The 26,185-nt window shown below is 72.0% G+C and carries 21 protein-coding genes and 26 pseudogenes; 20 read left to right on the forward strand and 27 right to left on the reverse strand.

Features of this window, described 5'->3' with window-relative positions; translation table 11 throughout:
- Positions 1–3: 3 nt before the first annotated feature.
- The 7 genes and pseudogenes from UK94_RS21080 to UK94_RS76340 form a co-directional block, all read right to left on the reverse strand.
- On the reverse strand, positions 4–554 hold a 551-nt coding region (locus tag UK94_RS21080), incomplete at its 5' end, for an SDR family oxidoreductase (RefSeq protein WP_235489012.1).
- Position 555: 1 nt separating this feature from the next.
- Positions 556–673, reverse strand: a pseudogene (locus UK94_RS60450) (SDR family mycofactocin-dependent oxidoreductase); the annotation flags it as partial.
- Between the two features lies 1 nt (position 674).
- Positions 675–825: pseudogene (locus tag UK94_RS60455) on the reverse strand (SDR family mycofactocin-dependent oxidoreductase); the annotation flags it as partial.
- A 62-nt stretch (positions 826–887) separates the two neighbouring features.
- Complete coding sequence (locus UK94_RS21085) at positions 888–2,345, reverse strand: aldehyde dehydrogenase family protein (protein WP_011602584.1); 1,458 nt, start codon at positions 2,343–2,345, stop codon at positions 888–890.
- A 149-nt stretch (positions 2,346–2,494) separates the two neighbouring features.
- Positions 2,495–2,675, reverse strand: a pseudogene (locus tag UK94_RS60460) (helix-turn-helix domain-containing protein); the annotation flags it as partial.
- Positions 2,676–2,768: 93 nt separating this feature from the next.
- Positions 2,769–3,054 (reverse strand): annotated as a pseudogene (locus UK94_RS60465) (response regulator); the annotation flags it as partial.
- 40 nt (positions 3,055–3,094) lie between these two features.
- Positions 3,095–3,281 (reverse strand): annotated as a pseudogene (locus UK94_RS76340) (hypothetical protein); the annotation flags it as partial.
- A 231-nt stretch (positions 3,282–3,512) separates the two neighbouring features.
- Here UK94_RS76340 and UK94_RS60475 point away from each other — a divergent pair.
- The 4 genes and pseudogenes from UK94_RS60475 to UK94_RS60490 form a co-directional block, all read left to right on the forward strand.
- The coding region (locus UK94_RS60475) for a cation:dicarboxylase symporter family transporter (protein WP_235489016.1) at positions 3,513–4,112 on the forward strand (600 nt) is incomplete at its 3' end.
- A gap of 1 nt (position 4,113) precedes the next feature.
- A pseudogene (locus tag UK94_RS60480) lies at positions 4,114–4,343 on the forward strand (cation:dicarboxylase symporter family transporter); the annotation flags it as partial.
- A gap of 1 nt (position 4,344) precedes the next feature.
- Positions 4,345–4,654: pseudogene (locus UK94_RS60485) on the forward strand (cation:dicarboxylase symporter family transporter); the annotation flags it as partial.
- Position 4,655: 1 nt separating this feature from the next.
- A pseudogene (locus tag UK94_RS60490) lies at positions 4,656–4,912 on the forward strand (C4-dicarboxylate transporter DctA); the annotation flags it as partial.
- 142 nt (positions 4,913–5,054) lie between these two features.
- On the opposite strand, the pseudogene UK94_RS21100 reads toward UK94_RS60490, so the two are convergent.
- From UK94_RS21100 to UK94_RS60510, 5 genes and pseudogenes are all read right to left on the reverse strand, one after another.
- Positions 5,055–5,759 (reverse strand): annotated as a pseudogene (locus tag UK94_RS21100) (SAM-dependent methyltransferase); the annotation flags it as partial.
- A 1-nt stretch (position 5,760) separates the two neighbouring features.
- Positions 5,761–5,925 (reverse strand): annotated as a pseudogene (locus UK94_RS60495) (SAM-dependent methyltransferase); the annotation flags it as partial.
- Positions 5,926–6,028: 103 nt separating this feature from the next.
- A partial coding sequence (locus UK94_RS60500) for a DMT family transporter (RefSeq protein WP_235489018.1) occupies positions 6,029–6,346 on the reverse strand: 318 nt, incomplete at its 5' end.
- 1 nt (position 6,347) lies between these two features.
- Positions 6,348–6,600 (reverse strand): annotated as a pseudogene (locus UK94_RS74600) (EamA/RhaT family transporter); the annotation flags it as partial.
- Between the two features lies 1 nt (position 6,601).
- Positions 6,602–7,066: pseudogene (locus UK94_RS60510) on the reverse strand (DMT family transporter); the annotation flags it as partial.
- Positions 7,067–7,140: 74 nt separating this feature from the next.
- On the opposite strand from UK94_RS60510, the gene UK94_RS60515 reads away from it, so the two are divergent.
- The 3 genes and pseudogenes from UK94_RS60515 to UK94_RS21115 form a co-directional block, all read left to right on the forward strand.
- Positions 7,141–7,284, forward strand: a 144-nt coding sequence (locus UK94_RS60515) for a LysR family transcriptional regulator (protein WP_235489077.1), incomplete at its 3' end; no start/stop codon positions are given.
- A 1-nt stretch (position 7,285) separates the two neighbouring features.
- Positions 7,286–8,046 (forward strand): annotated as a pseudogene (locus UK94_RS21110) (LysR substrate-binding domain-containing protein); the annotation flags it as partial.
- A gap of 363 nt (positions 8,047–8,409) precedes the next feature.
- Positions 8,410–8,670, forward strand: a complete 261-nt coding sequence (locus UK94_RS21115; protein WP_011602591.1) for a hypothetical protein — start codon at positions 8,410–8,412, stop codon at positions 8,668–8,670.
- A 950-nt stretch (positions 8,671–9,620) separates the two neighbouring features.
- On the opposite strand, the gene UK94_RS21125 is transcribed toward UK94_RS21115, so the two are convergent.
- Complete coding sequence (locus UK94_RS21125; RefSeq protein WP_041938904.1) at positions 9,621–10,283, reverse strand: hypothetical protein; 663 nt, start codon at positions 10,281–10,283, stop codon at positions 9,621–9,623.
- A gap of 89 nt (positions 10,284–10,372) precedes the next feature.
- Between UK94_RS21125 and UK94_RS60520 the strand changes: the two genes are divergently transcribed.
- Together UK94_RS60520 and UK94_RS60525 are read left to right on the forward strand one after the other, a co-directional pair.
- Positions 10,373–10,748, forward strand: a 376-nt coding sequence (locus UK94_RS60520; protein ID WP_235489021.1) for an NUDIX hydrolase N-terminal domain-containing protein, incomplete at its 3' end; no start/stop codon positions are given.
- 23 nt (positions 10,749–10,771) lie between these two features.
- Positions 10,772–11,179: an NUDIX domain-containing protein gene (locus tag UK94_RS60525; RefSeq protein ID WP_268761543.1), complete on the forward strand. Its 408-nt coding sequence runs from the start codon at positions 10,772–10,774 to the stop codon at positions 11,177–11,179.
- A gap of 35 nt (positions 11,180–11,214) precedes the next feature.
- Here UK94_RS60525 and UK94_RS21135 read toward each other — a convergent pair whose 3' ends face one another.
- The 8 genes and pseudogenes from UK94_RS21135 to UK94_RS60560 all read right to left on the reverse strand — a co-directional run.
- Positions 11,215–11,697, reverse strand: a complete 483-nt coding sequence (locus tag UK94_RS21135) for a hydrolase (protein ID WP_041938905.1) — start codon at positions 11,695–11,697, stop codon at positions 11,215–11,217.
- Between the two features lie 480 nt (positions 11,698–12,177).
- Positions 12,178–12,492 (reverse strand): Dyp-type peroxidase (locus UK94_RS60530; protein WP_235489023.1); only part of this gene is annotated, 315 nt, incomplete at its 5' end.
- A gap of 1 nt (position 12,493) precedes the next feature.
- Positions 12,494–13,032 (reverse strand): annotated as a pseudogene (locus UK94_RS60535) (Dyp-type peroxidase); the annotation flags it as partial.
- A 1-nt stretch (position 13,033) separates the two neighbouring features.
- Positions 13,034–13,434 (reverse strand): annotated as a pseudogene (locus UK94_RS60540) (Dyp-type peroxidase); the annotation flags it as partial.
- A gap of 161 nt (positions 13,435–13,595) precedes the next feature.
- The coding region (locus UK94_RS60545; protein WP_235489026.1) for an EfeM/EfeO family lipoprotein at positions 13,596–13,930 on the reverse strand (335 nt) is incomplete at its 5' end.
- 22 nt (positions 13,931–13,952) lie between these two features.
- Positions 13,953–14,753: pseudogene (locus UK94_RS60555) on the reverse strand (imelysin family protein); the annotation flags it as partial.
- Between the two features lie 254 nt (positions 14,754–15,007).
- Positions 15,008–15,698 (reverse strand): annotated as a pseudogene (efeU, locus tag UK94_RS21150) (iron uptake transporter permease EfeU); the annotation flags it as partial.
- 1 nt (position 15,699) lies between these two features.
- Positions 15,700–15,775 (reverse strand): annotated as a pseudogene (locus UK94_RS60560) (hypothetical protein); the annotation flags it as partial.
- Between the two features lie 1,270 nt (positions 15,776–17,045).
- Here UK94_RS60560 and UK94_RS21155 point away from each other — a divergent pair.
- A partial coding sequence (locus UK94_RS21155) for an NUDIX hydrolase (protein ID WP_268761544.1) occupies positions 17,046–17,608 on the forward strand: 563 nt, incomplete at its 3' end.
- A 160-nt stretch (positions 17,609–17,768) separates the two neighbouring features.
- On the opposite strand, the gene mtnC is transcribed toward UK94_RS21155, so the two are convergent.
- Together mtnC and UK94_RS21165 are read right to left on the reverse strand one after the other, a co-directional pair.
- Complete coding sequence (mtnC, locus tag UK94_RS21160; RefSeq protein WP_011602604.1) at positions 17,769–18,479, reverse strand: acireductone synthase; 711 nt, start codon at positions 18,477–18,479, stop codon at positions 17,769–17,771.
- Positions 18,476–19,096 carry an acireductone dioxygenase gene (locus UK94_RS21165; protein WP_041938908.1) on the reverse strand — a complete coding sequence of 207 codons (621 nt, stop codon included), beginning with the start codon at positions 19,094–19,096 and terminating at the stop codon, positions 18,476–18,478. The genes mtnC and UK94_RS21165 overlap by 4 nt, the downstream gene beginning before the upstream one ends.
- A gap of 124 nt (positions 19,097–19,220) precedes the next feature.
- On the opposite strand from UK94_RS21165, the gene UK94_RS21170 reads away from it, so the two are divergent.
- Together UK94_RS21170 and UK94_RS60565 are read left to right on the forward strand one after the other, a co-directional pair.
- On the forward strand, positions 19,221–20,021 hold an 801-nt coding region (locus UK94_RS21170; protein WP_235489028.1), incomplete at its 3' end, for an S-methyl-5-thioribose-1-phosphate isomerase.
- Position 20,022: 1 nt separating this feature from the next.
- Positions 20,023–20,225 (forward strand): annotated as a pseudogene (locus tag UK94_RS60565) (S-methyl-5-thioribose-1-phosphate isomerase); the annotation flags it as partial.
- A 145-nt stretch (positions 20,226–20,370) separates the two neighbouring features.
- Here the strand turns inward: UK94_RS60565 and UK94_RS21175 are convergent.
- Positions 20,371–21,174, reverse strand: a complete 804-nt coding sequence (locus UK94_RS21175) for a class II aldolase/adducin family protein (RefSeq protein WP_055751233.1) — start codon at positions 21,172–21,174, stop codon at positions 20,371–20,373.
- 181 nt (positions 21,175–21,355) lie between these two features.
- On the opposite strand from UK94_RS21175, the gene UK94_RS21180 reads away from it, so the two are divergent.
- Both UK94_RS21180 and UK94_RS74605 read left to right on the forward strand, forming a co-directional pair.
- The coding region (locus UK94_RS21180) for an aquaporin (protein WP_268761540.1) at positions 21,356–21,939 on the forward strand (584 nt) is incomplete at its 3' end.
- 1 nt (position 21,940) lies between these two features.
- A pseudogene (locus tag UK94_RS74605) lies at positions 21,941–22,132 on the forward strand (aquaporin); the annotation flags it as partial.
- Positions 22,133–22,220: 88 nt separating this feature from the next.
- On the opposite strand, the gene UK94_RS60570 reads toward UK94_RS74605, so the two are convergent.
- The 3 genes and pseudogenes from UK94_RS60570 to UK94_RS60580 all read right to left on the reverse strand — a co-directional run.
- Positions 22,221–22,769, reverse strand: a 549-nt coding sequence (locus UK94_RS60570; RefSeq protein WP_235489031.1) for an aminotransferase class I/II-fold pyridoxal phosphate-dependent enzyme, incomplete at its 5' end; no start/stop codon positions are given.
- Between the two features lies 1 nt (position 22,770).
- Positions 22,771–22,895, reverse strand: a pseudogene (locus UK94_RS60575) (hypothetical protein); the annotation flags it as partial.
- A 1-nt stretch (position 22,896) separates the two neighbouring features.
- Positions 22,897–23,894, reverse strand: a pseudogene (locus UK94_RS60580) (GntR family transcriptional regulator); the annotation flags it as partial.
- Between UK94_RS60580 and UK94_RS60585 the strand changes: the two are divergent.
- The 6 genes and pseudogenes from UK94_RS60585 to UK94_RS60600 all read left to right on the forward strand — a co-directional run.
- Positions 23,833–24,158, forward strand: a 326-nt coding sequence (locus UK94_RS60585; RefSeq protein ID WP_313949564.1) for a nitrilase-related carbon-nitrogen hydrolase, incomplete at its 3' end; no start/stop codon positions are given. The pseudogene UK94_RS60580 and the gene UK94_RS60585 sit on opposite strands and share 62 nt — an antisense overlap.
- 1 nt (position 24,159) lies before the next feature.
- Positions 24,160–24,544, forward strand: a pseudogene (locus UK94_RS60590) (nitrilase-related carbon-nitrogen hydrolase); the annotation flags it as partial.
- A 1-nt stretch (position 24,545) separates the two neighbouring features.
- Positions 24,546–24,672, forward strand: a pseudogene (locus tag UK94_RS74610) (acyltransferase); the annotation flags it as partial.
- A gap of 27 nt (positions 24,673–24,699) precedes the next feature.
- Positions 24,700–25,713 (forward strand): amidohydrolase family protein (locus tag UK94_RS21195; protein ID WP_235489034.1); only part of this gene is annotated, 1,014 nt, incomplete at its 3' end.
- A gap of 1 nt (position 25,714) precedes the next feature.
- Positions 25,715–25,772: pseudogene (locus tag UK94_RS60595) on the forward strand (hypothetical protein); the annotation flags it as partial.
- A 1-nt stretch (position 25,773) separates the two neighbouring features.
- A pseudogene (locus UK94_RS60600) lies at positions 25,774–26,169 on the forward strand (amidohydrolase family protein); the annotation flags it as partial.
- Between the last annotated feature and the right edge of the window lie 16 nt (positions 26,170–26,185).

Genomic DNA, 26,185 nt, shown 5'->3' on the forward strand with positions numbered 1-26,185 from the left:
TGATCAGGGGCGGGCCATCGAGCCGGCGTCGACGGCGATGGTCGAACCGGTGATCATACGGGCCTCGTCGGAGACGAGGAAGGCGACGACGTCGCTGACGTCGCGGGGTTCGATCAGCTCGACGGGAAGCGCGTTCTGCATCGCGGCCGCGAGGTGCGGCAGGCTGGCGATGCTCGCGAACAGCGCGGGGTTCTCCACCACCATCGCGGTGTTCACGCCGGTCGGGGCGACGGCGTTGACGCGGACGTTGTCCGGGCCCAGCAGGGCGGCGTAGGCCTTGACCAGGGCGACCACCGCGGTCTTGGCGGCGGTGTAGGCGTCGGCGCCGGCCGTGCCGTCGGTGAACGCCTTCAGCCCCGCGACCGAGCTCGTCACGATGATGGTGCCGGTCCGGCGTTCGCGCATGTGGGCGGCGGCGAGCTGAAGGGTGTGCCAGGCGCCGGTGAGCATCGTCCCGAGCGCGTCGTCCCACACCTGCTGCATGTCCGGGTGGTCGCTGCCGGAGATGATCACGCCGGCGTTGGCGATCGCGATGTCGACGTGCCCGAGCTGGGNGACCCCGGCGTCGAAAGCGATCTGCTGGTCGGCCCGGGAACGCACGTCACCCTTACGCAGCACCGCCGTCCGGCCGAGCTGTTCGATGAGCCGGCCGGTCTCGGCGAGATCCTCCTCCNTCGCCATCGGGTAGGGCACCGTGTCGAGCTGGGCGCACAGATCGAGACCGACGATGTCGGCCCCCTGTTCGGCCAGCCGTAACGCGTGCGAGCGGCCCTGGCCCCGCGCGACCCCGGTGATGTAGGCGACCCTGCCGTCGAACTTACCCACGTCGCTACCTGCGCCTTCTCATCACGAGTGAACTGGACGTCGGCCCCGGCACGCGGCTCGCATCAGGCCGGCGGGTACCCGATCGTCTTGATCTCCAGGAAGGACTCGAAGCCGGGGATGCCGTTCTCCCGGCCGAGACCGCTCTGCTTGTAGCCGCCGAACGGCGAGTCCGGGGCGAGCCAGTGGGCGTTGTTGATCGCGACCGTCCCGGTCCGCAGCCGGCGGGCCACGGCCATGGCCCGCTCGACGCTGCCGCTGGAGACCACGCCCGACAGGCCGTAGATGCTGTTGTTGGCGATCGCGACCGCGTCGTCGTCATCGTCGAACGGGAGCACCGTCACCACCGGGCCGAAGATTTCCTCCTGGGCGATGCGGGCATCGGGATCGACGTCGACGAACAGCGTCGGCTCGACGTAGAACCCGCGGTCGTGCCGCGGCGAGCGGTCGCCGCCGCAGACGAGCTTCGCCTCGGACCGGCCGACGTTGATGTAGTCGAGCACCCGGGCCCGCTGCCGATCGCTGATGAGCGGCCCCATCATGTTCGCCGGGTCCATCGGGTCGCCGTACGGGAAGGCGCGCACGGCGGCCTCGGCCGCGTCGACCGCCTCGGTGTAGCGGGAGCGCGGGACGAGGATGCGGGTGGCCAGCGCGCAGCCCTGCCCGGCGTGGAAGCAGATGTGCGAGGCGGCGAGGCCGACGACCGCGCCGAGGTCGGCGTCGTCGAGCACGATGGAGGCCGACTTCCCGCCGAGTTCGAGGAAGGTCCGCTTCACCGTCCCGGCCGCCGAGGCCATCACCGCCCGGCCCGTCGAGGTCGAGCCGGTGAACGTGATGAGGTCGACGTCGCGGTGCGCGGTGAGCTGGGCGCCGATCCCGTGGTCGGCGGAGGTGACGACGTTGAACACGCCCGGGGGCAGGTCGGTGTCCTCCAGCGCGATCCGGCCGAGCAGCGCGGCGGTCCACGGGGTGTCCGGGGCCGGCTTGAGCACCACCGTGTTCCCCGCGGCGAGCGCGCCGGTGACCTTGACCAGGTTCAGCATCAGCGGGAAGTTCCACGGGGTGATGGCACCGACGACGCCGACCGGCTCGCGGCGCACGATCCGGCTCGCCGGGCCCATGAGGGTCGTCGTGTCGGGCAGGGCCTGCTCGTACTCGTAGGACTCCGCGAGGTCGGCGACGTAGGCGATGTCGGCGATCACCGGCTCGACCTGCATGAGCCGGCTCAGCGAGAGCGTGCAGCCGGTCTCGGCGATGAGGACCTCCCGGACCTGTTCGATCCGGGCCTGCAGCGCGGTCTGGAGTTGACGCAGGCAGTGCGCCCGAAACGCCGGGTCGGCGCTCCACGCGCCCTCGTCGAACCGGTGCCGGGCCGCCGCGACCGCCGCGTCGAGGTCGACCGGTCCCGCGTCGGCGGCGACGCCGAGGAGCTCCTCCGTGGCGGGGTTGGCGTTGTCGAACGTCCGCCCGGAGCGGGCGGCGACGAGCTCCCCGTTGATGATCAGTTCTGACTGGTCGATCATCGACCCTCCTGTCGCCGGGAGCGGCGGTGATCCCGCGCTGCCGTGACATTGGTAACAATCTCGCAGATTATTGTCAACCGCGGGGTCGGTGAAATTGGAGTCGGGGATGGTCCCCTACGCTCCCTGCCAGCGGTACAGGTTCCCGGGGNGGCCGCACCGGCCGTAGCGATGGGAACGGATGGCCAGCCGATGGACGGCCAGGTGCTCCAGGTAGCGGCGGGCCGTGGCGCGGGACACCCCGATCGCGGCGGCGATGTCCTCGGCGGAGGCCGGCCGCCCGGCCCTGGCCCGTAACTGGGCCACGACGGAGTCGAGGGTCGTCGCGGACACGCCCTTGGGCTGGTCCGCGATCGGGGCGACCGCGGGCCGGAGCGCGGCCAGAGCGCGATCGACCTCCCCCTGGCTGAGGTGGTGCGGGGGAGNGGTCGCCAGCTGGCGGTGCGCCGCCGCGAACCGGTGGAGACGGTCGCGCAGCGTCGCGGCGCTGAGCGGTTTCACCAGGTACTGGGCGACCCCGTACGACAGCGCGGCCCGGACCGTCGCCAGGTCGCTGGCCGAGGTCACGGCGATGATGTCGAGCGCGGCGCCCCGGGACCGCAGCGTGCGGCAGACCTCCACGCCCGTCGTGTCGGGCAGGAGGAGATCGAGCAGGACGAGCTGCGGATGACCACGGGAGACGAACTCCAGCGCCTCGGCGCCGCTGTGGACGNTGCCGACGACGGTGAATCCCGGAATCTGGTCGACAATGNCGCCCTCCTGCTCGGCCAGTCGCGCGTCACCGTCGACGATCAGGGTGCGGATCGGCTCGTCAGGCATGCGTCGCGGCTCCGGACGGTCTGGTAGGAGAAACAGTAGGAGGCGTATCGGGTTGATGGTCTGTCTGATTTTCCCGTCTCGGGTGGTGCGTATTTTCACAGCGTACGTCCAGGAATGCATCCGCCACCTGTCGGAAATGCACCCCGGTTCGCCCGACGTTCGTGCAGAAACGGCGGTCGGTGCCCCGGCGTCGCGGCCGTGTCGGCACCGTCCGCCTGCAGATCACCGGCACTATGGTGCCGTGTCTGGAGAATATGAGCAGAACCGTGACACGGGGGCCGGTGCTGAGCAGTGTGGTCGCGAACAGCGACACCACCGGGAAAGGTTTTCCCGCCCGGCGAGGAGGCATCCATGACCGCGCCCGCTCCACCGGCCCCGCGGACCCGCCGTCCGTGGTACCGCCAGTTGTACGTGTGGGTCCTCGCCGGTATCGCCGCGGGCATTGTCGTGGGTCAGCTCGCCCCGGATTTCGCGGTCCGCCTCCAGCCGCTGGGCACGACCTTCGTCGACGCCATCAAAATGGTCATCGCGCCCATCGTGTTCTGCACCGTCGTCGGTGGCATCGCGCAGGTCGACAACCTGCGCAAGGTGGGCCGCGTCGGCCTGAAGTCCATCGTCTACTTCGAGGCCGTCACCAGCATCGCGCTCCTGCTCGGCCTGGTCGTGATGAACGTGTTCCGGCCCGGGGACGGAGTGCACGCCAACCCCGGCGGCCTCGTCGTCAACGACACCGTCGGCGGCTACATCAAGCAGGGTAGAAGCGAGGGCTGGGGCCACTACCTGTCCGACATCGTGCCGAACAGCGTGATCGGCGCCTTCGCCGACGGTGACATCCTGCAGGTGCTGTTCTTCGCGGTGCTGTTCGGGATCGCCCTGAACCTCATCGGGCCCGCCGGCGCCGGGCTCGCCGCCGGGGTGGAGCGGGTCGGCACCGCCATGTTCCAGGTGATGNGGATCGTCATGTACGCGGCCCCCGTCGGCGCGTTCGGGGCCATGGCCTTCACCATCGGCAAGTACGGCGTCGACACCCTGACCAGCCTCGGCAAGCTCATCGGCATCTTCTATGGCACCTCGGTGTTCTTCGTCCTCGTCGTTCTGGGCGCGATCGCCGCCGCCATCGGCGTCAACATCCTGCGGCTGCTGCGCTATATCCGCGAGGAACTGCTCATCGTCCTGGGCACCNCCTCCTCGGAACCGGTGCTGCCCCAGCTCATGCGCAAGCTCGAGGCGCTCGGCGCCCCCCGCCAGGTCGTCGGGCTGACCGTGCCGACCGGGTACTCGTTCAATCTGGACGGAACCTGTATCTACCTGACCCTCTCCGCCCTTTACCTCGCCCAGGCCGTCGACGCCGACCTGTCGATCGGCCAGCAGCTTGCCATCGTCGGTGTGCTCCTGCTGACCTCGAAGGGCGCCGCGGGCGTCACCGGCTCCGGATTCATCGTCCTCGCCGCCACCCTCTCCACCGTCGACACCATTCCGGTGGCCGCCATCATNCTCATCTTCGGCATCGACAAGTTCATGTCCGAATGCCGGGCACTGACGAACGTCTGCGGGAACACCCTCGCCACCCTCGTCGTGGCCCGCTGGGAAGGCGTCCTCGACACCGAACGCCTGCGCCAGGTCCTCGTCCACGGCTCCACCGAACCGCCAGTCCTCGTCGAGGCAGCGCGGGACGCGGCACCTCGAGACGCGGCACCGCGAGACGTCGCCGACCGCCAGGAGGCGGGCCGCCCCGCCATCGAGGCGAACAGNCCGGAGGACCCGGACGACCCGAACGTCCCGGCCGCCGCGGGCGGCCCACACGACGCGGAACTGACGGGTGCGGTTGCCGTCCCCGCACCCCTGACCAGGCAGGGACCCAAACGTTGAGGGAGGCCCGGAGCAGCTACCGTNTGACGGCGACACCGCCGTAGCCGGCGACCTGGACGTCGGGCAGGTCCGTCGCGGTGCCGTCGGGACGCCAGCGGTGCACGATCTGCACGCCGGGGTCGATCAGGTCCAGGCCGGCGAACAGCCCCTCGACCTCCGCGCGGCTGCGCAGCTGCAGCGGGATGCCCTGCCGGTGGTAGGTGTCCATGAGCCTCGACGCGGCAGGAGGATCGAAGTCGGCGGACAGATGGGTGAGGACGAGGTGGCTGCCGGGCGCCAGGGCGTCGAGGAGCCGGCGCAGGATGCCGTGCGGATCGTCGGCGTCCGGAATGAACGGGAAGATCGAGATCAGGGACAGGGCGACCGGGCGGGACAGGTCGAGCGTGCTGCGCAGCTCCGGGGCGTCGAGGATGTGGCCGGTGTCGTGCAGGTCGGCGTCGATGTAGGCGGTCCGCCCCGCCGGGGTGCCGGTGAGCAGGGCCCGGGCGTGGGTCAGGACGATCGGATCGTTGTCGGCGTAGACGACCCGCGCGTCCGGCGCGATGCTCTGCGCGGCCTCGTGCAGGTTCGGGCTGGTGGGAATGCCCGTTCCGATGTCGAGGAACTGGCGGATCCCGACCTCACCGGCCAGGTACCGGGTTGCCCGGATCATGAACTCCCGGTTCTGGCGGGCGGCGATGCGCGCGTTCGGGAACACCGACAGGGCCTGCTCGGCGGCCTCCCGGTCAGNGGGGAAATTGTCCTTCCCGCCGAGGTAGTAGTCGTACATCCGGGCTGAGTGCGGTTGGTCGGTCTTCAGCGCCACCGGGATGCGTTCGTCCGCGAGGGACTTCCACCACTGTCGGTCCTCCGTGGCCCGGTCAGCTGTAGCCTGGTCCGCCGCGGCCCTGTCGATGGTGGCCCCGCCCTTCGGCTGCCCGCCCACCGGGTCGGGTAGATCCGCGCTCGACACCACAACCAGCCCCCTCACCTTTTGTGACGATCCCGCCTGATTGACCCTAATAGGTGGCTGTGCGCTGCGTGTCGGTTTGGTGTGATTGCGTGACCGTCCTCGTCGCGGCGACCCCGAGCTGGGACAGCGCGGCGCCGACGAGGATCACCACCGTGCCGGCCGGCTCGTTCCACGACAGGCTCTCGCCGAGGATCAGGACGCCGGCGAGCGTCGACACGACGGGCACGACGTAGGTGACCGTCGCCGCGACCGTCGCGCCCGCGTCCCGGACGAGCCCGTACTGGATCAGGAACGCCCCGCCGGTGCCGAGGACGCCGAGAACCAGCACCGCGAGCAGGGGCCGGAGCGGGAAGCTGGCGGGCGGNTTCGAGAAGGCGGCGGTGACGATCGCGAGTTCCACCGCCCCGGCGACGAGCTGACCGGTCGAGAGCGCCAGGCTCGAACACCCCGAACCGGTCAGAAAACGCCGCACGTACACCCAGCCGACGCCCATGCTCGCCGCCGCGGCCAGGGCCAGGAGCATGCCGGTGATGCTCTGCCCCGTCGCGCCGTCCCAGACGCCGAACACGACCAGGACGCCGAGAAAGCCGATCAGCAGGCCGGCGAGCTGGCGCCGGGNGGGCCGCTCACCCGGGAGGGCGACGAGTGTGCCGAGCGTCGTGAACAGCGGCGTGGTCGCGTTGCAGATCCCGGTGAGCGCTGAGGGGATCCGCTGCGCGGAGAAGGCGAACAGGGCGAACGAGGCCGCGTTGAGGAACATCGCCGCCACCGCGAGATGCGCCCACAGCCCGAGCCCGCGCGGCAGCCGGTCGCGCCTGAGCGCGACGACGCCGGCAAGGGCGACCGCCCCGAAGACGACCCGGCCGAACGCGACCTGCAGGGCGGGAAATCCCTGCGTGCCGACCTTGACCAGGAGAAAGCTGAGTCCCCAGATCGTCGCGAGCAGACCGAAACGCACCCGCCAGTCGACCCCGGGCAGGGCTCGGCCGGAGACGTTCGACGGCGAGGAATCATCCTCGGTCGAGCCACGACTCCCGGCGGCCGAGTTCGATTCCCGCGGGCTACGAAGGAATGAAGGTGGCATTGGGCCATCATTCGCGCTCTCCGGCGCCGAGAACAAGGTGAACCTGCTAATGAGCACCGCGTAGCATTGCTTACATGTTGAACCTGGAACGATTGCGGGTCCTGTGTCTGGTCGCCAGGTCCGGATCGGTCGGCGCAGCCGCGGACAGGCTGCATGTCACCGCGTCGTCGGTCTCCCAGCAGATTGCGAAACTGGAGCGGGAGACAGGTGCTGAGCTGNTGTTCCGGCAGGGCCGGGGGGTCCGGCTCACGGATGCGGCGACCCTGCTGGTGGACCACGCCGAGCGCATTCTGTCGATGATGGGCGAGGCGGAGGCGCACCTGCATGCGCAGCTCGGAAAGGTGGTCGGCACGCTGACGGTCGGCGCGTTCCCGACCGCTGCCCGGGGATTGTTGCCGGCCGCGTTGCGCCTGTTGGGGGAGCGGCATCCCGATCTGGCCGTCCGGGTCGAGGAGATGGACTTCGCCAGTCCTCTCGTGCGGGTCGGCCGGGGTGAGCTGGACCTGGGGCTGGTCCAGGACTGGGAGAACGCGCCCCTGACCCTGCCGACCGGGGTCCACCGCGCCACGCTGATGGCAGACGTCGCGCAGGTCGCGCTGCCGGCCGACCATCCGCTTGCCGGACCCGGCCGGGACTGGGTCGCCATCGACGAGGTACTCGGCGAGCGCTGGATCAGCCGGACCATGGGATCCACCTGCCACGACTGGCTCGTGCACACGATGCGGGCCCATGGCGCCCAGCCCCGGATCGAGCACACCGTGATCGAGTACCCGACCCAGCTCGCGATGGTCGCCGCGGGCATGGGGCTCGCCATGGTGCCGCGGCTCGGCCAGGGTCCGCTGCCCGCCGGGGTCCGCGTGCTCCCGCTGCGCCCGGTCCTGGGCCGGAGCATCCACGCGGTCTGGCGCGCCGACAACGCCGGTCGGCCGGCCGTGCGGCACGCGGTCGCGGCGCTGCGGGCCGTGGCCCGGTCCGCGTGACGATTCCCGGCGAGACCGAGAATCGAGGGGCCGTGCCCACGCACGGGTGGTTCTTTCTGAGTGGCGTCGTCGGCGGGGCAATACGGGCATAGCGGGTCGCGGCCGCCCGGCATCGTACTTTTGCTGCACTCGGGTGTTGTCACCAGGTTCCGGGATCGTTACGCTTCACCTGCGCCGGTTCACGATCCGCCCTTTCGGGTAGCCGGCGTAATCACGGGGGTTCACGTTTCTGTGCCGGCGCCTGGGTTGCCGGCCATTGTGGACTGTCTCGCGGTCGGGTCCGGCCGGCCGTTTCCGTCTCTTTCCCTGGCCGGATTCCTGCATGGCCGAGATACGGCTGTGCGGATTACGAAAGGTGGGAACATGTCCCTTTACCACACCGAAATCCAGTGGGGCGGTCCGGGTGCGGCCTGGAACAAGGACAGCGACCTGCAGATTGTCATCAGCAACCGCAACGGGGTCGTTCCGCCGTCGGGCCGGCCCGCCACGGGCACCCAGGTGTCCTGGTCCGGCCCGCACGGCAGCGGCAGCGTGACCTTCTTCGACGACGGCGCCTCGTTCCAGGGCGCGGCCCAGTTCCCGGGCGAAGGCCCGGTGGGCTACCGCGGCACGGCCGCGTCGTAGGAGATCGCGGGGCCGGTACGCCGTCAACGTCGCGTTGACGGCGTGCCGCCTGTCATCGGGCGTGCTCAGCGGCCTCGGTGTCACCAAGGCCGCCGCGCAGGCGCACGTCACCGCCGCGCTGGTCGATTCTCCGGCGGTTACTCCTCCGGCCGCCGGCCCGCCGGGCGCTCCCGAGGCGCCCAGACGCAGCCCTCGATGAGCTGCGGCGTGCCGGGGGCGAAGCGCGGCAGGTCGATCAGGCTCGGCAGGTCGGCCGCCATGGCCAGGGCACTGACCGCCGCGTCGAAGGCGTCCTCGCAGCCGGCCGCCCGCTCGAGCAGCACCGCATCCTGCTCCGGGAACCGGGCGTGCAGATGGTCGCGCCGGCTGCGGTGGCGGCTTTTGACCACGCCCGCGGGCGTGCACAGCCGCGGGTAGACCTCGACGACGCGGGGCCAGCCCGGTTCGTCGAACGGCCAGATGGTGAAGCCGGCCGCGGAGAGCTGGGCCAGGTGGCCCATGCCGCGCAGCGAACCCGTGCCGACCGCGCCGGCCCCGCCGATCTGGAAGGTGCTCTTCGGCCGTCGTTCGAGATCCTTCTCGGTCTGGCGGAACGGATCGCCGAGGCGCTGCGCCACGGTCCCCGGCCGGCCCCAGAACGGCGGCTCGCCGTCGGCGAGCAGCTGCTCGGCCNGCGCCCCGATCGCCGACCAGACCTCGCGGCCGCTGCGCCAGCCCTGCCGGGCGCAGAACCATGCGGGAAACGAGAAGGAGAAGTCCAGCCCGACGACGGTCCGCGGTTCCCGGCGGCCGCGGTCGACGAGGGCGGCCACGACGGCCTCCCGGTCGAGCCCGTTGTCCAGCTCGACGAGCCGCCCGGCGACCACCCGGGCCAGCCAGATCGACTCGGCCGCGCCCTTCGCCCGCCCCGACCAGTCCACCGCGATCACCTGCGTCACGAGCTGGAGACGCTATGCCTGCCCCGGGTCGGCGTCGACCGCCGGATCTGCCGGCCACAGCTCGATCGCCCGTTTCACGGCGCTGCGGATGAGCGCGCCGTCGACGGTCAGCGTGGACTCGGCCAGGTCCCGGGCCGCCAGCGAGGTCGTGAAGGTGACCGGACCCGCCGGCGGCAGCGGTCGCAGCCAGTAGCGCAGCCGGGTCCGGCCCGGGACGCTCGACGAGCCGCCGAAGCTAAGCGTCGCCGCGGGTGGGGGGCCGATCGCGGCCGGGCCGAACCCCGGGGGCAGCGCGACAGGCGTGTCCGGACCGGTCGCCTCGGTCCCGTCGGCGAACCGCACCCGCAGTGGCACCCGCACCGGGGCCCCGTGCAGCCAGCCCCGGTTGGGTGAGAGCTTGGCCGCGCCGGGATTCCCCCGCCGCAACACCACGTCGACGGATACCGCGACCCCGTCCGCGCAGGCGGCCAGCCCGGCGAGCACCACGGCGGTGTCGGCCGTCCGACCGATGACCGCCGTGACCGGAACGATGCCTGGAACCACGTTCTCCGGGGGGCCGTCCGACCAGGCCTCGGCGGCCCAGGCATGGAAGGCCGAGAACGGCTCGTCCGCAAAGGAGCTCACCCCCCGAGGATCGCCGATCATCGCGGTGGACACGCCGATATCGGCACGCATCGCCGGAAACCTTGACACCGCGTTCCCGATGCGCCGAGATTCCCGTGGGCCGGCCTCGNCGCGGCCGCACCGGGCGAGAGGATCAGCCCATGACCCAGGACGCCGCATCGCCGCACCCCGCGCCCGCGGGGCCCGTCCAGTCCGAGCCGACCGTCCAGTCCGAGCCGACCGTCCAGTCCGAGCCGACCGTCCAGTCCGAGCCGGCCGCGGAGCCCGAGCCCGCCGCGGAGCCTGAACCGCCCGTCCTCGCCGAGCCGTCGTGGCGGCAGGTGGGAGCGCGCAACCCCGAGTGGCTGCCGTGGGTGCGCGAGCTGCACTCCATCGCCCAGGCCGGGCTCGCCTACTCCCAGGACCCGTACGACCTGGAGCGATTCGAGCAGCTCCGACGGCTCAGCTACGAGATCGCGGCGCACTGCACCGTCGTCACCGTCGAGGCGGCGGAGGGCCTTTTCGGCGGCGAGGTGGNCTACCAGACGCCGAAGGTCGACGTGCGCGGGGTGCTGTTCGACGACGATCGGATCCTGCTCGTTCGCGAGAAGGAGGACGGCGGCTGGTCGCTGCCGGGCGGCTGGGCCGACGTGGGCCTCACTCCGGCCGAGGTCGTCGTCAAGGAGATCTTCGAGGAGGCCGGCCTGCGCGCCGAGCCGGAACGCCTGCTCGCGGTCCTCGACAAGCGCCGTCACGGCCACCCGCCGTACCCGAACGACACCTACAAGATCTTCATCCGGTGCCGGGTCGTCGGCGGGATCGCCGGGGGCGGGCTGGAGACCTCCGAGGTCGGCTGGTTTCCGCGCGACGCCCTGCCGCCGCTGTCCGAGAAGCGCAACACCGCCGGCCAGCTCGCCCTGATGTTCGGCTACCTGGACGATCCCACCGCCCCGGCCGTCGTCGACTGAACCGGTCGTCCAGGCCGCACCGGCATCCAGGGGCGTCAGCGCTCGTTGTCGAGTGCCGCGGCGAGCCTGGCGGCAAGGTCGTCCATCACCCCGGGCGGCACCCATTCGGCCTCCGGACGGCGCAGGAACGTGAAGACGTCCGGGCCCTGGGCCGCCGCGGGCAGATCCCCGGCCCGCGGTACGACGTGGACGTGCAGATGCTCGAACCCGGCGGCCTCCGAGAACGCGGCCACGTAGGTCTTCACGCAGCCGGTCACCTCGACCAGTGCCCGGCTCAGTCGCCAGGTCAGCACCCCGAGCTCGGCGGCCTCGGCCTCGGTGAGCTCCGCCGGGGAGGTGAGGTGCCGCCGGCTGACCAGGACCAGCCACCCCGGCAGCGCCGTCCGGATCGCGTGCGCCGCCCGCCACCCCGTCCCGACCACCACCCGCTCTCGCGGCGGCAGCCCGGCCAGCGCCGCATTACCCGCACACGAATAGCAGCCTTCCTCTCCCTCGGCCGGTGCCACACCGATGCCCATCGTCGTCCCGCCTTCCCGGTGAAGAATGCTCCACGCCTCGCCTGACGATGCGTCGCTGTCGGGCCGCAGAATGCGATCCAGGTGGCCGGGCTGACACGGACGAATCATCTGGAGGCCCTCGGTGGAACTGATCTCCGCCTGACGTGGCCTGCCCGGCACGCGGCTGCGCTCGCGTGTGAATGGCCAGTCCTCACGGTCGACGCAGATCGCTACCGGCGGGTTCCTGTCGACGTCCTGTCACTCTGACCGCCAGCGCCCGCCATGCAACGCCAGATGCTGGGCGGGACCGACGGCTGCCGCCGCGACGGCGCTGGCATGGTCCTGACGGTTCCGCGGAACCGCGCCGGCGCCGTCGGCGGCGAGCCCGACGTCACCGACGACCCCGACGCCCATGACCAGACGGTCCCACGGCGATGCCTCGACGGTCCGGGTCAGGTGGCGCCGACACGCCGCCTGATCACAACCACCTACGGGACCCCTCTAGGCGGTGAAAAGGCCGCTGGCCCAGAAGTCCTTGGGGTCGCGGACGCCGGGGGGGATCGCGAAGACGGCGCTGCTGGTGTGGACGATGTACTCGTTGAGCGCGTCCGACGCGGCGAGCCGGCGCTGGATCGGGAGGAAGCCGGTGCGGGGGTCGCGCTGGAACGCGATGAAGAACAGGCCCGCATCGAGCTGCCCGGTCTCCTGGTTGACGCCGTCGGTGTAGGAGTAGCCGCGGCGCAGGATCGTCGCGCCGCCGTTGGTCGACGCGGCCGCGAGCCGGATGTGGGCGTCCGCGGGGATGACCGGCTCGCCNTCGGCCCCCCTGGTGGTCAGCGGGACCGGGTCGAACTCCTCGGCCGCGCCCAGCGGCGCGCCGCTCGTCTTCGTCCGCCCGAAGACCTGCTCCTGGTCCAGCAGGAAGTCGCGGTCCCAGGACTCCAGCAGCATCCGGATGCGGCGGGTGACGACGTAGGTGCCGCCGCGCATCCACGCCTGGTCGCCGTCCGCGCCGACCCAGACGTGCTTGTCCAGCGACGCGGTGTCCTCGCGCTTGACGTTGTTCGTGCCATCCTTGAAGCCCATCAGGTTTCGGGGGGTGTCCTGGCTGCTGCTGGTCGTGCTGGTCCGGCCGAAGCCGAGCTGGAACCAGCGCAGGACGGCGGTGCCCTGGGCGAGGCGGCGCAGGTTGCGCACGGCGTGGAAGGCGACCTGCGGATCGTCGGCGCAGGCCTGGACGCACAGGTCGCCGCGGCTGCGCAGCGGGTCGAGGTTGTCGCCGGGCAGCGGCGGGATGTCGGCGAGCGCTGCGGGCCTGCGCCCGGCCAGGCCGAAGCGGCCGTCGAACAGGCTCGGNCCGAGGCCGAAGGTGATGGTCAGGTTGCCGGCGGTCAGCCCGATCGCCTCGCCGGTGTCCCGCGGCGGAGAGTGCGGCGCGGCGGCGTCGTCGGCGACGGCCTGCCCGGCGGCCATCCGGGCGGCGGCCGCGGTCCAGCCGACGAGCAGCTCGCGTAGCTGGTCCCGGCTCACCCCGGCGGAGACGTCGAAGGCGGCGAAGGCGAGTCGGTCCTGGGCGTCGGTGGTGATCCCGGCCTGTTGCGCGCCGTGGAACGGCACGACCCCGCGGGGCGCCGCGGCGGTCGCGGGCGACGAGTCGTCCGAACACCCCGCGGCGGTGGCCGCCACCACGCCCGCCCCGGCGAGGCCCGCGGCGCCGAACAGCGCCCGCCGGCGCGACAACGCGACTCGCTCGGCCATGTAGACACCCCTTCTCCCGTGGGTCAGGGGGTTCTCCCACGGGTCGAGAGGGCGGGCGATCGCCCGCCCCCTCGACTCCTCTGACCTGGTCGTTCGCGGTGCACGGCCGCCCGTGCACCGCCCTGCCCTGGTGCGCCGCCCGGCTCCCGCCGGGGGCCGGACTAGCTGACGACGACGCCGGCGACCTGCGACAGCGGCTCGGCCAGGGCGTCGACCGCCTGGGACAGGCCGCGGCGCTGGTCCTGCGTCACCTTGTCGTAGCTGACGTAGCCGGTGCCCTCCTTGTACGGGGCCAGGGCCTTGTCCATCGCGGTGAAGCGGGTGCGCACCGTGCTGGCGAGCGTCGGGTCCAGCGACTTCAGCGCCGGCTCCAGCAGGGTGAAGGCCTTGTCCGCACCCTCGATGTTGCCCTGTATGTCGAGGAGGTCGAGCTTGCTGTACCGCTCCTCCTCGCCGGTGATCTTCGTCTTGCCGACCTCGTCGAGCAGCTCGGTGGNGCCGTTGGCGATCTGCGCCGNCTGGAAGGTCGCCTTGGCCACGAGCGTGTTCAGCTTGCCGACGTCGGTGTTGAGCTTGTCGGCGATCGGCGCGGTGCCCGCCAGCGAGCGGTCGGCGAAGATGGCCTTCTCCAGCCGGTGGAAGCCGGTCCAGCTCGCCTCGTCGGGTGCGTCGTCGACGCGGGCGTCGATCGCGGGGTCGAGGTCGCCGAACGACTCGGCGACCGGCTCGATCCGCTCGTAGTCCAGGCGGGGGGCGCCGTAGAGCTTCGCGGCCTGGTCGAGGTCGCCGGCCTTGACCGCGGTCACGAACGCGCCGGTGGTGGTGACCAGGTCCGCGACCTGCTGACGGACGTAGGTGGCGTAGCCGGTGGTCGCGGCGGTCAGCGCCGTGGTGACCTCGGCGCTGCGGGTTGCGGCGGCGGTCGCGCCGGTGGCCTGGGTGACGGTGAAGTCGACCTTTTCCGTGTCCGCGCCGGGGCAGTAGAGCTGGTACTTGCCGGCCTTCACATTCAGCGAGAACGTCCCGGACAGGCCCGGGGTGAGATTCTCCTTCTCGCCGAGAATGGTGTCGCCGTCGACCAGCTCGGCTTCGGTGACGGCATCCGCGCCCTTGTTGACCACCTTGAACATGGTCGGGCCCGACGGAATCGTCGAAACGTCCGGCGTGCACGCCTTCGACGTGATTGTGACGTTCACGATCTGTTTCGCTCCGGCGGCGCCCGAGCCGCCGGAGCCGCCCGAGTCGCTTCCCCCGCAGGCGACGGCGCCCGTCGCGATCACAACGGCGATGGCGCTATACGCGACAGGTGCGCGGCGCACGTGTGCCCCCAAAATCCTAGTTTCTGCTTTCGGCGAGATGGATACCTGGTGCGGCTGTCCGCGTGCGACTGTCCGCGCGCGGTCGTGCCTGACAGGTCTGCGTTGCGGGCCCGGGTTGGTTACTGGGTGATGGGTGCCGGGTCGGTGGCGGCGGCGCCCGCGGGGTCGCGTTGGGTGGTGTCGCTGGCGTCGGTGGTGTTGGTGGTGCTGGTGGTCCGGGGGGCGCGGGGCGGACGACGGCGGGCCGGCCAGGNGACGTAGGCGGCCAGCGGGATCAGGTACACCAGCCAGGCGACGACCTCGGCGACCACGGGCCGGGGCTGCAACCCCAGCACCCCGGTCAGCACGCTCGCCAGCGGCGTACCCGGGCGGACCAGCCACGACAGGTCGAACGTCCGCTGCTGGCCAGCATTGAGCCAGCCCGCCTCGTGCGCCGTGTGCGCCGCCATCGCCAGCAGGCCGGCCGCGATCAGGACGAGGACGAAGCCCGTGACGCGGAAGAAGCGCGCCAGGTTGAGGTGGACGCCGCCGCGGTAGATGCCGAAGCCGACCACCGTGGCCACCAGCACGCCGAGCAGCGCGCCGCCGCCCGCGGTGCCCGGCGAGCTGCTCGCGTTGAACGCGGCGATGAGGAACACGGCCGTCTCGAATCCCTCGCGCAGCACGGCCAGGAAGGCCATGAGCACCAGCGCCCGGGTCGAGCCGGTCTCCAGTGCCGACGCCGTGGCCGACTCCAACGACCCCCGCAGGTCGCGGGAGTGACGGCGCATCCAGACCACCATGTAGGTCACCATGGCCACCGCGATGAGTCCGATGACCGTCTCGAGCCCCTCCTGCTTGCGCTGGGGCAGCTCGCGGTCCAGGACGTGCAGCGCGATGCCGATGCCCAGGCAGAGCAGGAGTGCGAGCGAGACGCCGAGCCACACCTGGCGCAGGGCGTCCCGGNGGTCGCGCTGCCGGAGGAAGGCCGCGACGATGCCGACGATCAGCGACGCCTCAAGGCCCTCCCGAAGGCCGATCACAAACGTGGGAAGCAAACCCTGCCTCCGTCTCTGGTCACCCGCGGCTTCCGGCTCTGCATGTGCGGCCCGTCACCTGCGGTTAGCCTAAGCTAAGTTAGGGCAACCTAATGGCGTTGGCAAGAGAACCGTGACGGAAGGTGCGGGCCGGGGCATCGCGGCCGCCGGCTCCGCTCGACATGCCCGCGACCTGCCCGCGACCTGCCCGAACGATGGTCATGCTCCGCCGCGGCGCCGCCGGTCCNCCGCCATCCGTCCGCTCCGTGCCGCGACGTGCAGCCATCCGCCCACCCTTCGCGTCGGGTAGTCACCGGTGGTGNGCAGATGAATCGCCGTGGTGGCATTCTGGAGTGTTTTCCGATCCCTCGGCTGCTCGGGCGGACGTGACCTGCGCGTATACCGGAGCAGTGAGGTGCTCCCGGGCAACCTTCATCAGCTCGACCGAAAAGTGAGGGAATGGCCGCCGATCGGCGGAGATGACAGGAATCACACCGCCGCCGCCGTCGGCGCCGAACGGCGGGGCAGGCTGTTACTCACGGTAGTTGGCCCCGAGGTGTGCGCGGTGTCTGCGGTGGTGGGGCGGTCGTGCCTGCATCGGCCTGCGACCGGGGGGGATGCGGACGGGCGGGCGAGGCGGTCCCGGGCACTCGGGTGGTCCAGTCGCATGTTCGTATCCGCAGATACGGTCGATATCGGCTTGGGTGGACGTATGTGCGCAGATTTGGAGGGATTCACTCCGCGTTCGCGGTTCTGTAATCAACAATTCCCGGCGGTGCGCGAGGATCCCGGCTGGACTGCTCCGTTCACCTCGGTCCGGTCGGAAGGAGGGATCCTTCCGTATCGTCGACACTGCCCGCCTTAGTTGGCAGAACAGCTCGTCCCGGATGCTCGGGGCGCCGCAGATGTCAACGAAATGAACGCGCGATCTCGTGGATTATNCTCGCCTGGAAGTTCATGCTTCCGGCGCGTGGTCTTCCTCGTGGTCGCCGCGAATCGCTGGCGAGGCCGGCCATTTCGTGGTCGGGTATCGGTGATGCGGCTGCGCAGGCGGTCCGCTTCGTGGCTGCCGGCCTGATCGTCAGTCCTGCGCCAGATGGGGACGGACATGAATGAAGATCGTGAGAGTTCCAGTATGACGGACGGAAGCGGATCTCATAACGGAGCGCATTTCACCGGACGCGAACAGCGCTCGCCGGAGGGGGCGGCGGACTACGTGGTGGACGGTGGAGTGCCCACCGTGACCCGATCGGCGGCCAGCGGCGAGATCCCGCCGATGGCGCAGCCCTATGTAGCCGCCGGCGCGCTGTTCTTCGACGACGACGGCCGGGTCATGCTCGTCGAGCCCTCCTACAAGCCCGGGTGGGACATTCCGGGCGGGTTTGTCGAACCAGGGGAATCTCCGTACTCCGCCTGCGTGCGCGAGGTGGAGGAGGAACTCGGCATCACTCCGCCGATCGGAGAGCTCCTCGCGGTCGACTGGGCCCCGCGTCCCAAGGACGGCTGGCTGGAGGGGGAGATGCTGCTGTTCGTCTTCGACGGCGGCCTGCTGCCCGCCGCCTGGCGCGAGCGCATCCGGCTCGACATGGATGAGCTCGTCAACTTCGCCTTCGTGGCGGTGGACGAGGTCGACCGGTTGCTCCCGCCGTTGCACGCCCGCCGGGTCGCCGCGGCCGCCCGGCTGCGGCGCACCCCGCACCGGGCCGGCTATCTGGAGCACGGCGAGCAGATTCCCGTCCAGTCCGTGGGGCGTGCGACGGTCGGGCGAGGCGCGGTGCGTCGTCCTCCCGGCCCCGCGCCCGGCCCCGATCTCGCCGACTGGCCAGCCGATCTCGGCGCNCTGTCCGCCAACGCCCAGGAGAGCCACGGCTGACCGCGTCGTGAGCTCTGGGCCTGCAGCCGCCTGGAGCAGTGGCCGGTGCCGAGCCGTGGCCGGTGCCGAGCCGGCGACGAGCCGGTGCCGAGCCGGTGGCGAGTCGGAGTCGGGGTCGGCGGCACGTCAGGCTGCGTCGACGGCCATCTCGGCGAAGGACGCGACGCAGGGATGATTGCCGGCGAGGTGGTGGGGCTCGCCCGGGCGAAGGACGGCGACGGTGGCGAAACCGGCGGCCGACGCGGCGTCGAGTTCGGCGGACACGTCGGACAGGAACACCGCGCGCCGCGGTGTTACGGCGAGCTCGGTGGCGATCCGGCGGTAGGCGGCCGGATCGCGTTTGGGCCCGGCGCTGTCGATGTCGAAGTACCCGTCGAACAGACCGGTCAGATCGCCTGCCGGGGTCGCGGCGAACCAGGCTCGCTGGGCCAGGACCGAACCCGACGAGAACACCGCCAGCCGGACCCCCGCCGCGTGCCAGCGCCGCAACGCGGGGGCGACGTCGTCGAACAGCTCGCCGGTGAGCTCCCCGGCCGCGAAACCCGCCGCCCAGATCAGCCCCTGCAGCGCCTTCAGCGGCGCCACCTTGCGGTCGTCGTCGCTCCACCGGGTGAGCGCGGCGACAACCCGCTGCACCGGCGCATCGGCCTCACCGAGCAGTGACCGCGCCTCGGCGACGATCCGGCGCACCTCGGGATCGTCACCGTGGTCGCGAACCCATGGCCCCAGCCGCGCCCGGGCATACGGAAACAGGCTGCTCAGCACGGCGGCGGTGGGGCTGGTCGTCCCCTCGATGTCGAGCAGGGCGAGCTCGGCGCTCGGGCGTGGCGAGCTCACGAGGCCGCGGCCGGCGCTTCCGCCTGCGGCTGGGCGGCGCTCGAGGACCGCCGGGCGAGGGCGTCGAAATCCGGGATCCGGGTGGCGATGTCGCTGCCGGTGAACGCGCCGACCCAGCCGTCCTCGGCACGGAAGAAGCGGACGGCGGCGAAATCGGGTTCGACACCCATGTCGAACCAGTGGGTCGTGCCCTTCGGCACGCTGATCAGATCGCCGGCCTCGCAGCGCACCGCCTGCACTCGCTCGTCGACGTGCAGGTAGAACACGCCGCTGCCGGCCGCGAAGAACCGGATTTCGTCGTCGTCATGGGTGTGCTCGGCCAGGAAGCGCGCACGGGCGGCGGCCGCCACCTCGCGCCAGTCCGCCGCCGCGCTCGGGTGCAGCGCCGCGACGTCGACGAGCACGAATCCCTCCGCGGCGCTCAGCGCGTCAATCCGTGAGCGGTAGGCGGCGAGAATGTCCTCGGCTTCGGCCCCGGCCGGCAGCCCGGGGGCCAGCGGCCAACGCTCGAAACGCACGGCTATTGCGGCCAGTACCGCCGCGATCCGCGCGGGATCGGTGGTTTCCTCGAGAAGGCGCGGCCGGGCATCGGCCGTCCACGTCGTGAGATAGGTCATCGCCCTTCGATGGTCCGTCGGTCCGGGATGCGGGTCAAGGCCGGAGTCCGGCGCCTGCCGCCGGTTGCGCGCATCCCGGTCGTTTCGCCGGGCGCAATCCACGGTCATCGGTTACGGTCCGATCATGGCGGAGACCGGCGACCCCGAGCCGCGGCCGCTCGTCTGGACGGGCACCTCGCTGCGCCTGCTCGACCAGACCGCGCTGCCCGCGGCGCTGGTCCACCTGGAGGTGGACGACCCGGACGAGCTGGTCGCCGCGATCCGCCGGCTGGCCGTGCGCGGAGCACCCGCGCTCGGCGTCGCCGGGGCGTTCGGCGTCGCGCTCGCGCTGCGCAGGGCCGAGCGCGACGGCTGGGAGCCCGGGCGGCTCGACGCGGCGCTGGGCCGCCTGCGGGGCGCCCGGCCGACCGCGCTGGCGCTGGCCGCCGGCGTCGACGCGGCTGCCGCGTGCATCCCCGACGGCCTGGCGGCGGTGCTGGCGGTGGCCGAGCGGCTGGCCGCCGAGGACGAGGCCGCCAACCGGGCGATCGGCCGCCACGGCGCCGACGGCGTGCTCGCCCGCACGACCCGGCGCCCCCTGCGCGTGCTGACCCACTGCAACACCGGCTCGCTGGCCACCGCCGGGTGGGGGACCGCGCTCGGCGTCATCCGCGAGCTGCACGCCCGCGGCGCGGTCGAGGTCGTCCACGTCGACGAGACGCGCCCGCTGCTGCAGGGCAGCCGGTTGACCGCCTGGGAGCTGGCCCGGGCCGGCATCGACTGTCGGATCCAGGCCGACGGCGCCGCCGCGGGCGCCATCCTGCGCGGCCTCGTCGACGTCGCGCTGGTCGGCGCGGACCGGATCGCCGCCAACGGGGACGTCGCGAACAAGGTCGGCACGGTCGGGATCGCGCTGGCCTGCGCCTACGCGGACATCCCGTTCGTCNTCGCCGCCTCGCGCTCGACGATCGACCCGGACACCCCGGCCGGGGCGGACATCCCGATCGAGGAGCGCGACGGCGCGGAGGTGCTCGCGCTGGCCGGCCACCCGATCGCGCCGCCGGGTGTGCGCGGCTTCAATCCCGCGTTCGACGTCACCCCCGCCCACCTGGTCACCCTCCTCGTCACCGAAGACGGCATCGTCACCTGACGACGGCATCGTCACCTGAAGTCGTCGTCACCTGAGGACGGCATCGTCCCTGACAACGACATCGTCACCTGGCTCCCGCTTGTCCGGAGGCCTCGGTGTCCGAAATATCCCTCTGGACAAGCAGGGTGCCGGGCGGTCTCGGGGGCTAGCCGATCGTCCGCTCGGCGGTGCGCACCGCCCACTCGCACAGCCACTCCACCGCCTCGGCCCGGTGCCGGGCGGCGAGCAGGTCGGCGCCCCAGACGTACATCCCGTGCCGGGCGACGAGGACCGCGGGCGTCAACGGTTCCCACGCCGCGGCCACCCGGCCGGCGAGCACGGCCATGTCCTGGCTGTTCGCGACGACCGGCAGCCGAACCAGATCCCCGTCGGCCGCGCGGCCGAGCGCCTTGAGCATCTCGTGGTCGCGCAGGACCAGCCCGGTCGGGAACCGGTCGGCGGCCAGCACGGAGGCGACCGTGTGCAGGTGGACGACCGCGCCGGCCCCGGTCAGACCGATCAGCCGGGCGTGCAGGACGGCCTCCGCCGACGGTCGCCGCGGTGCCCCGCCCGTCGCCCGCGTCCCGCCCGCGTCCGTCGGCGTCCCGCCCGCGTCCGTCGGCGATCCGCCCGCGTCAGTCGGTGCGCCGCCCACATGTGTCGGCGCGCCGGCATCGTCCACCTCGACGGCGTCGGCGGCGGTGAGGGCGCTCTTGTCCAGGCCGCTCGCGGTGACGAGGATCCGCAGGGGATCCCTTCCCACGACCATCGAGAGGTTGCCGGAGGTCGCCCGCATCCAGCCGAGCCGCGCGAAGCGCGCCGCCTCCCCGGCAAGCGCGGCGCCCGGTCCGAACCCACCGCCGTCACCGCGGCTGGTGCCGTCCCTGCCGCCGTCGCTGCTGCCGCTGTCACTGCTGCCGCCGGGGTCGGTGCGGCTGTCGTCGCCGGGCGCCGCCGGTGCCGTGGACATGGCGCGAGTATGGCCGCGCCGACGGGACTTCGCGGCACATCCGGCCCGTTCCGCGATGGCGGGTGAGTGATCATCTGGCGGGGTCGAAAACCCTGTGGAACGATTTAGGCGCTTGGAGTAACTAGGTGGACGTGCCGCCCGGCTGCTGCCGGGGCGGTCCCGGCGGCGGAGGGGGTGCCGAGTGCGCAGGTACCTGGTCGAAGGTCTCGGAACATTCGTGCTGGTCCTCGGCGGAGTGGGGACGGCGGTGCTGGCCCGCGACGCCGTGGGCGTGCTCGGGGTCGCGCTGGCGTTCGGGCTTGCGCTGCTGGTGTTGGTGTACGTGATCGGGCCGATCTCCGGCTGTCACGTGAACCCGGCGGTGACCCTCGGGCTGTTGCTGTGTCGGAAGATCGAACCGAGGCATGCGTTCGGCTACGTCGCGGCACAGTGCGTGGGTGCGATCGTCGCCGCGGGCACGGTCTGGCTGCTCGCCGACGCGGGGCCGTTCGGATACTCGCCCGGCCTGGAGGGACTCGGTGCCAATGGCTACGGCGTGCACTCACCGGGCGGTTTCGGCCTCGGCGGCGTCTTCCTCGTCGAGGTCCTGCTCACCGCGCTGCTGGTGGGCACGGTGCTCGGCGCGACCGACGTCCGGGCGCCGTTCGGCTTCGCGGGCCTCGCGATCGGGCTGGTCCTCGTCCTGTGCAACCTGATCAGCATACCGCTCGACGGCACCTCGGTGAACCCGGCCCGCTCGCTGGGACCGGCCGTCTTCGTCGGGAGNTGGGCACTGGGGCAGCTCTGGCTGTTCATCCTGGCGCCGGCGATCGGCGCCGGGCTCGCCGCGGCCGTCTATCTCGGCCTGCAACCGGGGTCGCAGGTCAGCGCGTCGACCGCCGAGGCCGAGCTGCCGCAGGAGTCGCTGACCCGGATCGCCCGGGAGACCGCCCGGCTCATCCGCGGCGGCGTCGAGTAGGCCGGCCGTCGAGTCAGCCAGGCGCGGTGCGGCATGCCGTGCCGTGCCGTGGCGGGGCGTGGCGTGGTTCGGCGGCTGGGGGGGGGCGTCAGACCTGGGCGGCGTCGGCGAGCGCGTCGGCGGTCGCCTCGATGAGCTCGTCGGCGACGAGCCCGACGGTGACGCGCAGGTGGTCGCCGTCGAGCGGGGCCGCCTCGAAGGGCGTGCCGGGCGCGGCCCCGATGCCGCGGGCGGCGAGCGCGACCAGGGCGACCTGTTCGTCGGCGACGTCGATCCACAGGTTGATGCCGTCCGCGCCGACCGCCCGCACCCCGCGCGCGTCGAGCGCGTCGAGCATCCGTTCCCGGCGCGCGCAGTAGCGGGCGCGGGCGTCGGCGAGGGTGCGTTCGGTGGCCGGGTCCTCCAGCAGCTCGGCGAGGACGGCCTGCAGCAGCCGGCTCGACCAGCCCGGGCCGAGCAGCCGGCGGGTGGCCACCGCCTCGACGGTGGCGGCGACTCCGCCGACGGCGGCCAGGCGCAGGTCCGGCCCGTGACTCTTGGAGAAGCTGCGGATGTGCACGCAGGACGCCGGCAGGTGGCGGCCGAGGCTCACCGGTGCCGCGAGGGCCACGTCGCCGGCGTGGTCGTCCTCGATCACNGTCACCCCGGTGCCGGCGAGCAGCTCGGCGAGTTCGCGGGCGCGGTGCTCGGTCATGCTCACCCCGGTCGGGTTCTGCGCCCGCGGCTGCAGGTACAGCGCGACCGGGCGGGTGGCCAGGGCCTCNCGCACCGCGTCGGGACGCACCCCGGCGGCGTCCGAGGGCAGCGCGACGACCTCCGCGCCGACCAGTTCCAGCAGGTCGAGCAGCGGCGGGAAGCAGGGGTTCTCCACCATCACCCGGCTGCCGTAGCCGACCAGCGCACCGGTCACCCGGTCGAGGGCGTCCATGGCCCCGTCGACCACCGTGATCGCCTCGGGAGAGAACGGCCAGCGGGCCCGAAGCGCTGATTCCAGCCCGGGCAGCACGGGGTCGTCGAGGTAGCTGGTGGTCAGGTTGCCGCGGGCGATCCGGGCCAGCACGGGGGCCAGGTCGGGCAGCAGCGCCGGGTCGGGGGTGCCGGTGGAGTAGTCCCGCCCGATCCGGCCGGGGCTGCGGGTGACCCGCCGGTAGCGCCGCGCCCCGCCGACGGTGGGCGCGGCGCCCTCCAGCACGAAGGTCCCCGCCCGCCCGCGCGGCACGATGACCCCGGCGCGGGCCAGCGTGCGCCAGGCCTGGCTCACCGTGGTCGGGCTCGTGCCGAGGATCGCGGCCAGTTCCCGCACGGTGGGCAGCCGGGTCCCGCCGGGCAGGCTCCCCGCGGAGACCAGCCGGCTCACCGCCCCGGCGATGCCTCGCGCGGAGCGGTCGTCCACCGCGGCGGCGATCAGTTCGAGCATGGCGTTCGTCCCCCGCCTGTAACAAATGGTAACAACAGGACGATTGTCCGGGTTGAAGTGTGACAGTAGTCTGCGGTCACGCAAAACCGATCCTCCGGCGTGTGCGGACCGGCGTGCGTGGACCGGCGACGGGGTACGGCGAACAGCGCCGGACCGGTCCGCGGCGGTGCGCGGCGGTGCGTGGAAGCGGTACACGGCGAATCTGACACAACAGATTTCTACGGCAGACCGTCGGGGCGAACGCGCGGTGGCCCGGCGGGCCGGCGACAGGGGTGGTGCAGGCATGTCCAGGGTGATTCGAGCCGCTCTCGTCCAGGCCCGCTGGACCGGCGACAAGGAAACCATGACCAAGGCGCACGAGGAGTACGCCCGATCCGCCGCCGCCGCCGGGGCGAAGGCGATCTGCTTCCAGGAGCTGTTCTACGGCCCGTACTTCTGCCAGGTGCAGGATCCGGCCTACTACGCCTACGCCGAGTCGGTCCCCGGGCCCACGACCGAGCGTTTCCAGACGTTGGCCGCCGAACTCGGCATGGTGATGGTGCTGCCGATGTACGAGCAGGAGCAGCCCGGCGTGCTGTACAACACCGCGGCCGTCGTCGACGCCGACGGNCGCTATCTCGGCAAGTATCGGAAGACCCACATCCCGCACGTGACCGGGTTCTGGGAAAAGTTCTACTTCCGGCCGGGAAACCTGGGATTCCCGGTCTTCGACACCGCGATCGGGCGGGTCGGCGTCTACATCTGCTACGACCGGCACTTCCCCGAGGGCTGGCGGGCCCTCGGCCTGAACGGCGCCGAAATCGTGTTCAACCCGTCGGCGACGTCCCGCGGCCTGTCCAACTATCTGTGGAAACTTGAGCAGCCGGCCGCGGCGGTCGCCAACGAGTACTTCATCGGCGCGATCAACCGGGTCGGGATCGAGGATCTCGGCGACGACGACTTCTACGGCACGTCCTATTTCGTCGACCCCGAGGGCACCTTCGTCGACGGCACCGNCGACGCGCACGAGCCCGAGCTGCTGGTCCGCGACCTCGACCTCGACCTGCTGGCCGAGGTGCGCAACCGCTGGGCCTTCTACCGGGACCGCCGCCCGGACGCCTACGGCGACCTCACCGCCCCCTGACCGCCCACCGCAAGGAGGAGCTGACCGATGAGGACGCTCATCACGGGTGGGACGCTGGTCGGACCGCTCGGCGCGACCCCGACCGACGTGCTCGTCGACGGCGAGACGGTGGCCGCCCTGCTCGCCCCGCCGGTCCCGATCGACCCGTCCGCCCGGGGCGCGGCCGGCGCCGCGACGGCGGCAGCGAGCGGCACCGGCCGGCCGGTGGTCGACGCCGATCGGGTCATCGACGCCACCGGCAAGTACGTCATCCCGGGCGGGGTCGACGTGCACACCCACATGGAGCTGCCGTTCGGCGGCACAGCGGCCTCCGACACGTTCGCCACCGGCTCGGCCGCCGCCGCCTGGGGCGGCACGACCACGATCGTCGACTTCGCCGTGCAGCGCACCGGCGAGGTCGTCGAGGAGGGCCTGACCGCCTGGCACGCCAAGGCCGCCGGGCAGTGCGCGATCGACTACGGCTTCCACATGATCATGGGTGGGGTCGACGAGGCCGCGCTCAAGGCGATGGACTCCCTCGTCGCCCACGAGGGCGTCACCAGCTTCAAGCTGTTCATGGCCTACCCGGGCGTGTTCTTCAGCGACGACGGCCAGATCCTGCGGGCGATGCAGCGCGCCGCCGAGTCCGGCGCCACGATCATGATGCACGCGGAGAACGGCCTGGCCATCGACGTCCTCGTCGCCCAGGCGCTGGCCCGCGGCGACACCGATCCGATCCACCACGGCCTGACCAGACCGCCGGCGCTGGAGGGCGAGGCCACCCACCGGGCGTCCGTGCTCGCCCAGGTCGCCGGCAACCCCCCGCTGTACTTCGTGCACCTGTCCGCCTCCGAGGCCCTCGGAGTGATCAGCGCCGCCCGCACCGCCGGGCGCAACGTGTTCGCCGAGACCTGCCCGCAGTACCTGTACCTCAGCCTGGAGGAGCATCTCGGCGCCCCCGGCTTCGAGGGCGCCAGGTACGTCGCCTCCCCGCCGCTGCGGACGAACACCGCCCCGCACGCCGACGACCTGTGGCGCGGCCTGCGCACCGACGACCTCGCCNTCGTCTCCACCGACCACTGCCCGTTCTGCCTCAAGGAGCAGAAGGAGCTCGGCCGCGGNGACTTCTCGAAGATCCCCAACGGGATCGGGACCGTCGAGCACCGCATCGACCTGATCTACCAGGGAGTCGTCACCGGGAAGATCTCGCTGCAGCGGTGGGTCGAGACCTGCGCGACCACCCCGGCGCGGATGTTCGGCCTCTACCCGCGCAAGGGTGTCGTCGCCCCCGGCTCGGACGCGGACATCGTCGTCTACGACCCGAACGCGACGACGACGATCAGCGCCGCCACCCACCACATGAACCTCGACCACTCGGCCTGGGAGGGCTTCGAGATCGCCGGGAAGGTCGACACGGTGCTCTCCCGCGGATCCGTCGTGGTCTCCGACGGCCAGTTCCACGGCCGCGCCGGCCACGGCCGCTACGTTCCCCGCGGCCTGTCCCAGTACCTGCGGTGACCTGCCCTGACCTGCA

This window comes from Frankia sp. AvcI1, assembly GCF_001420875.1.
In the GTDB taxonomy this organism is placed as follows: Bacteria; Actinomycetota; Actinomycetes; order Frankiales; family Frankiaceae; genus Frankia; species Frankia alni.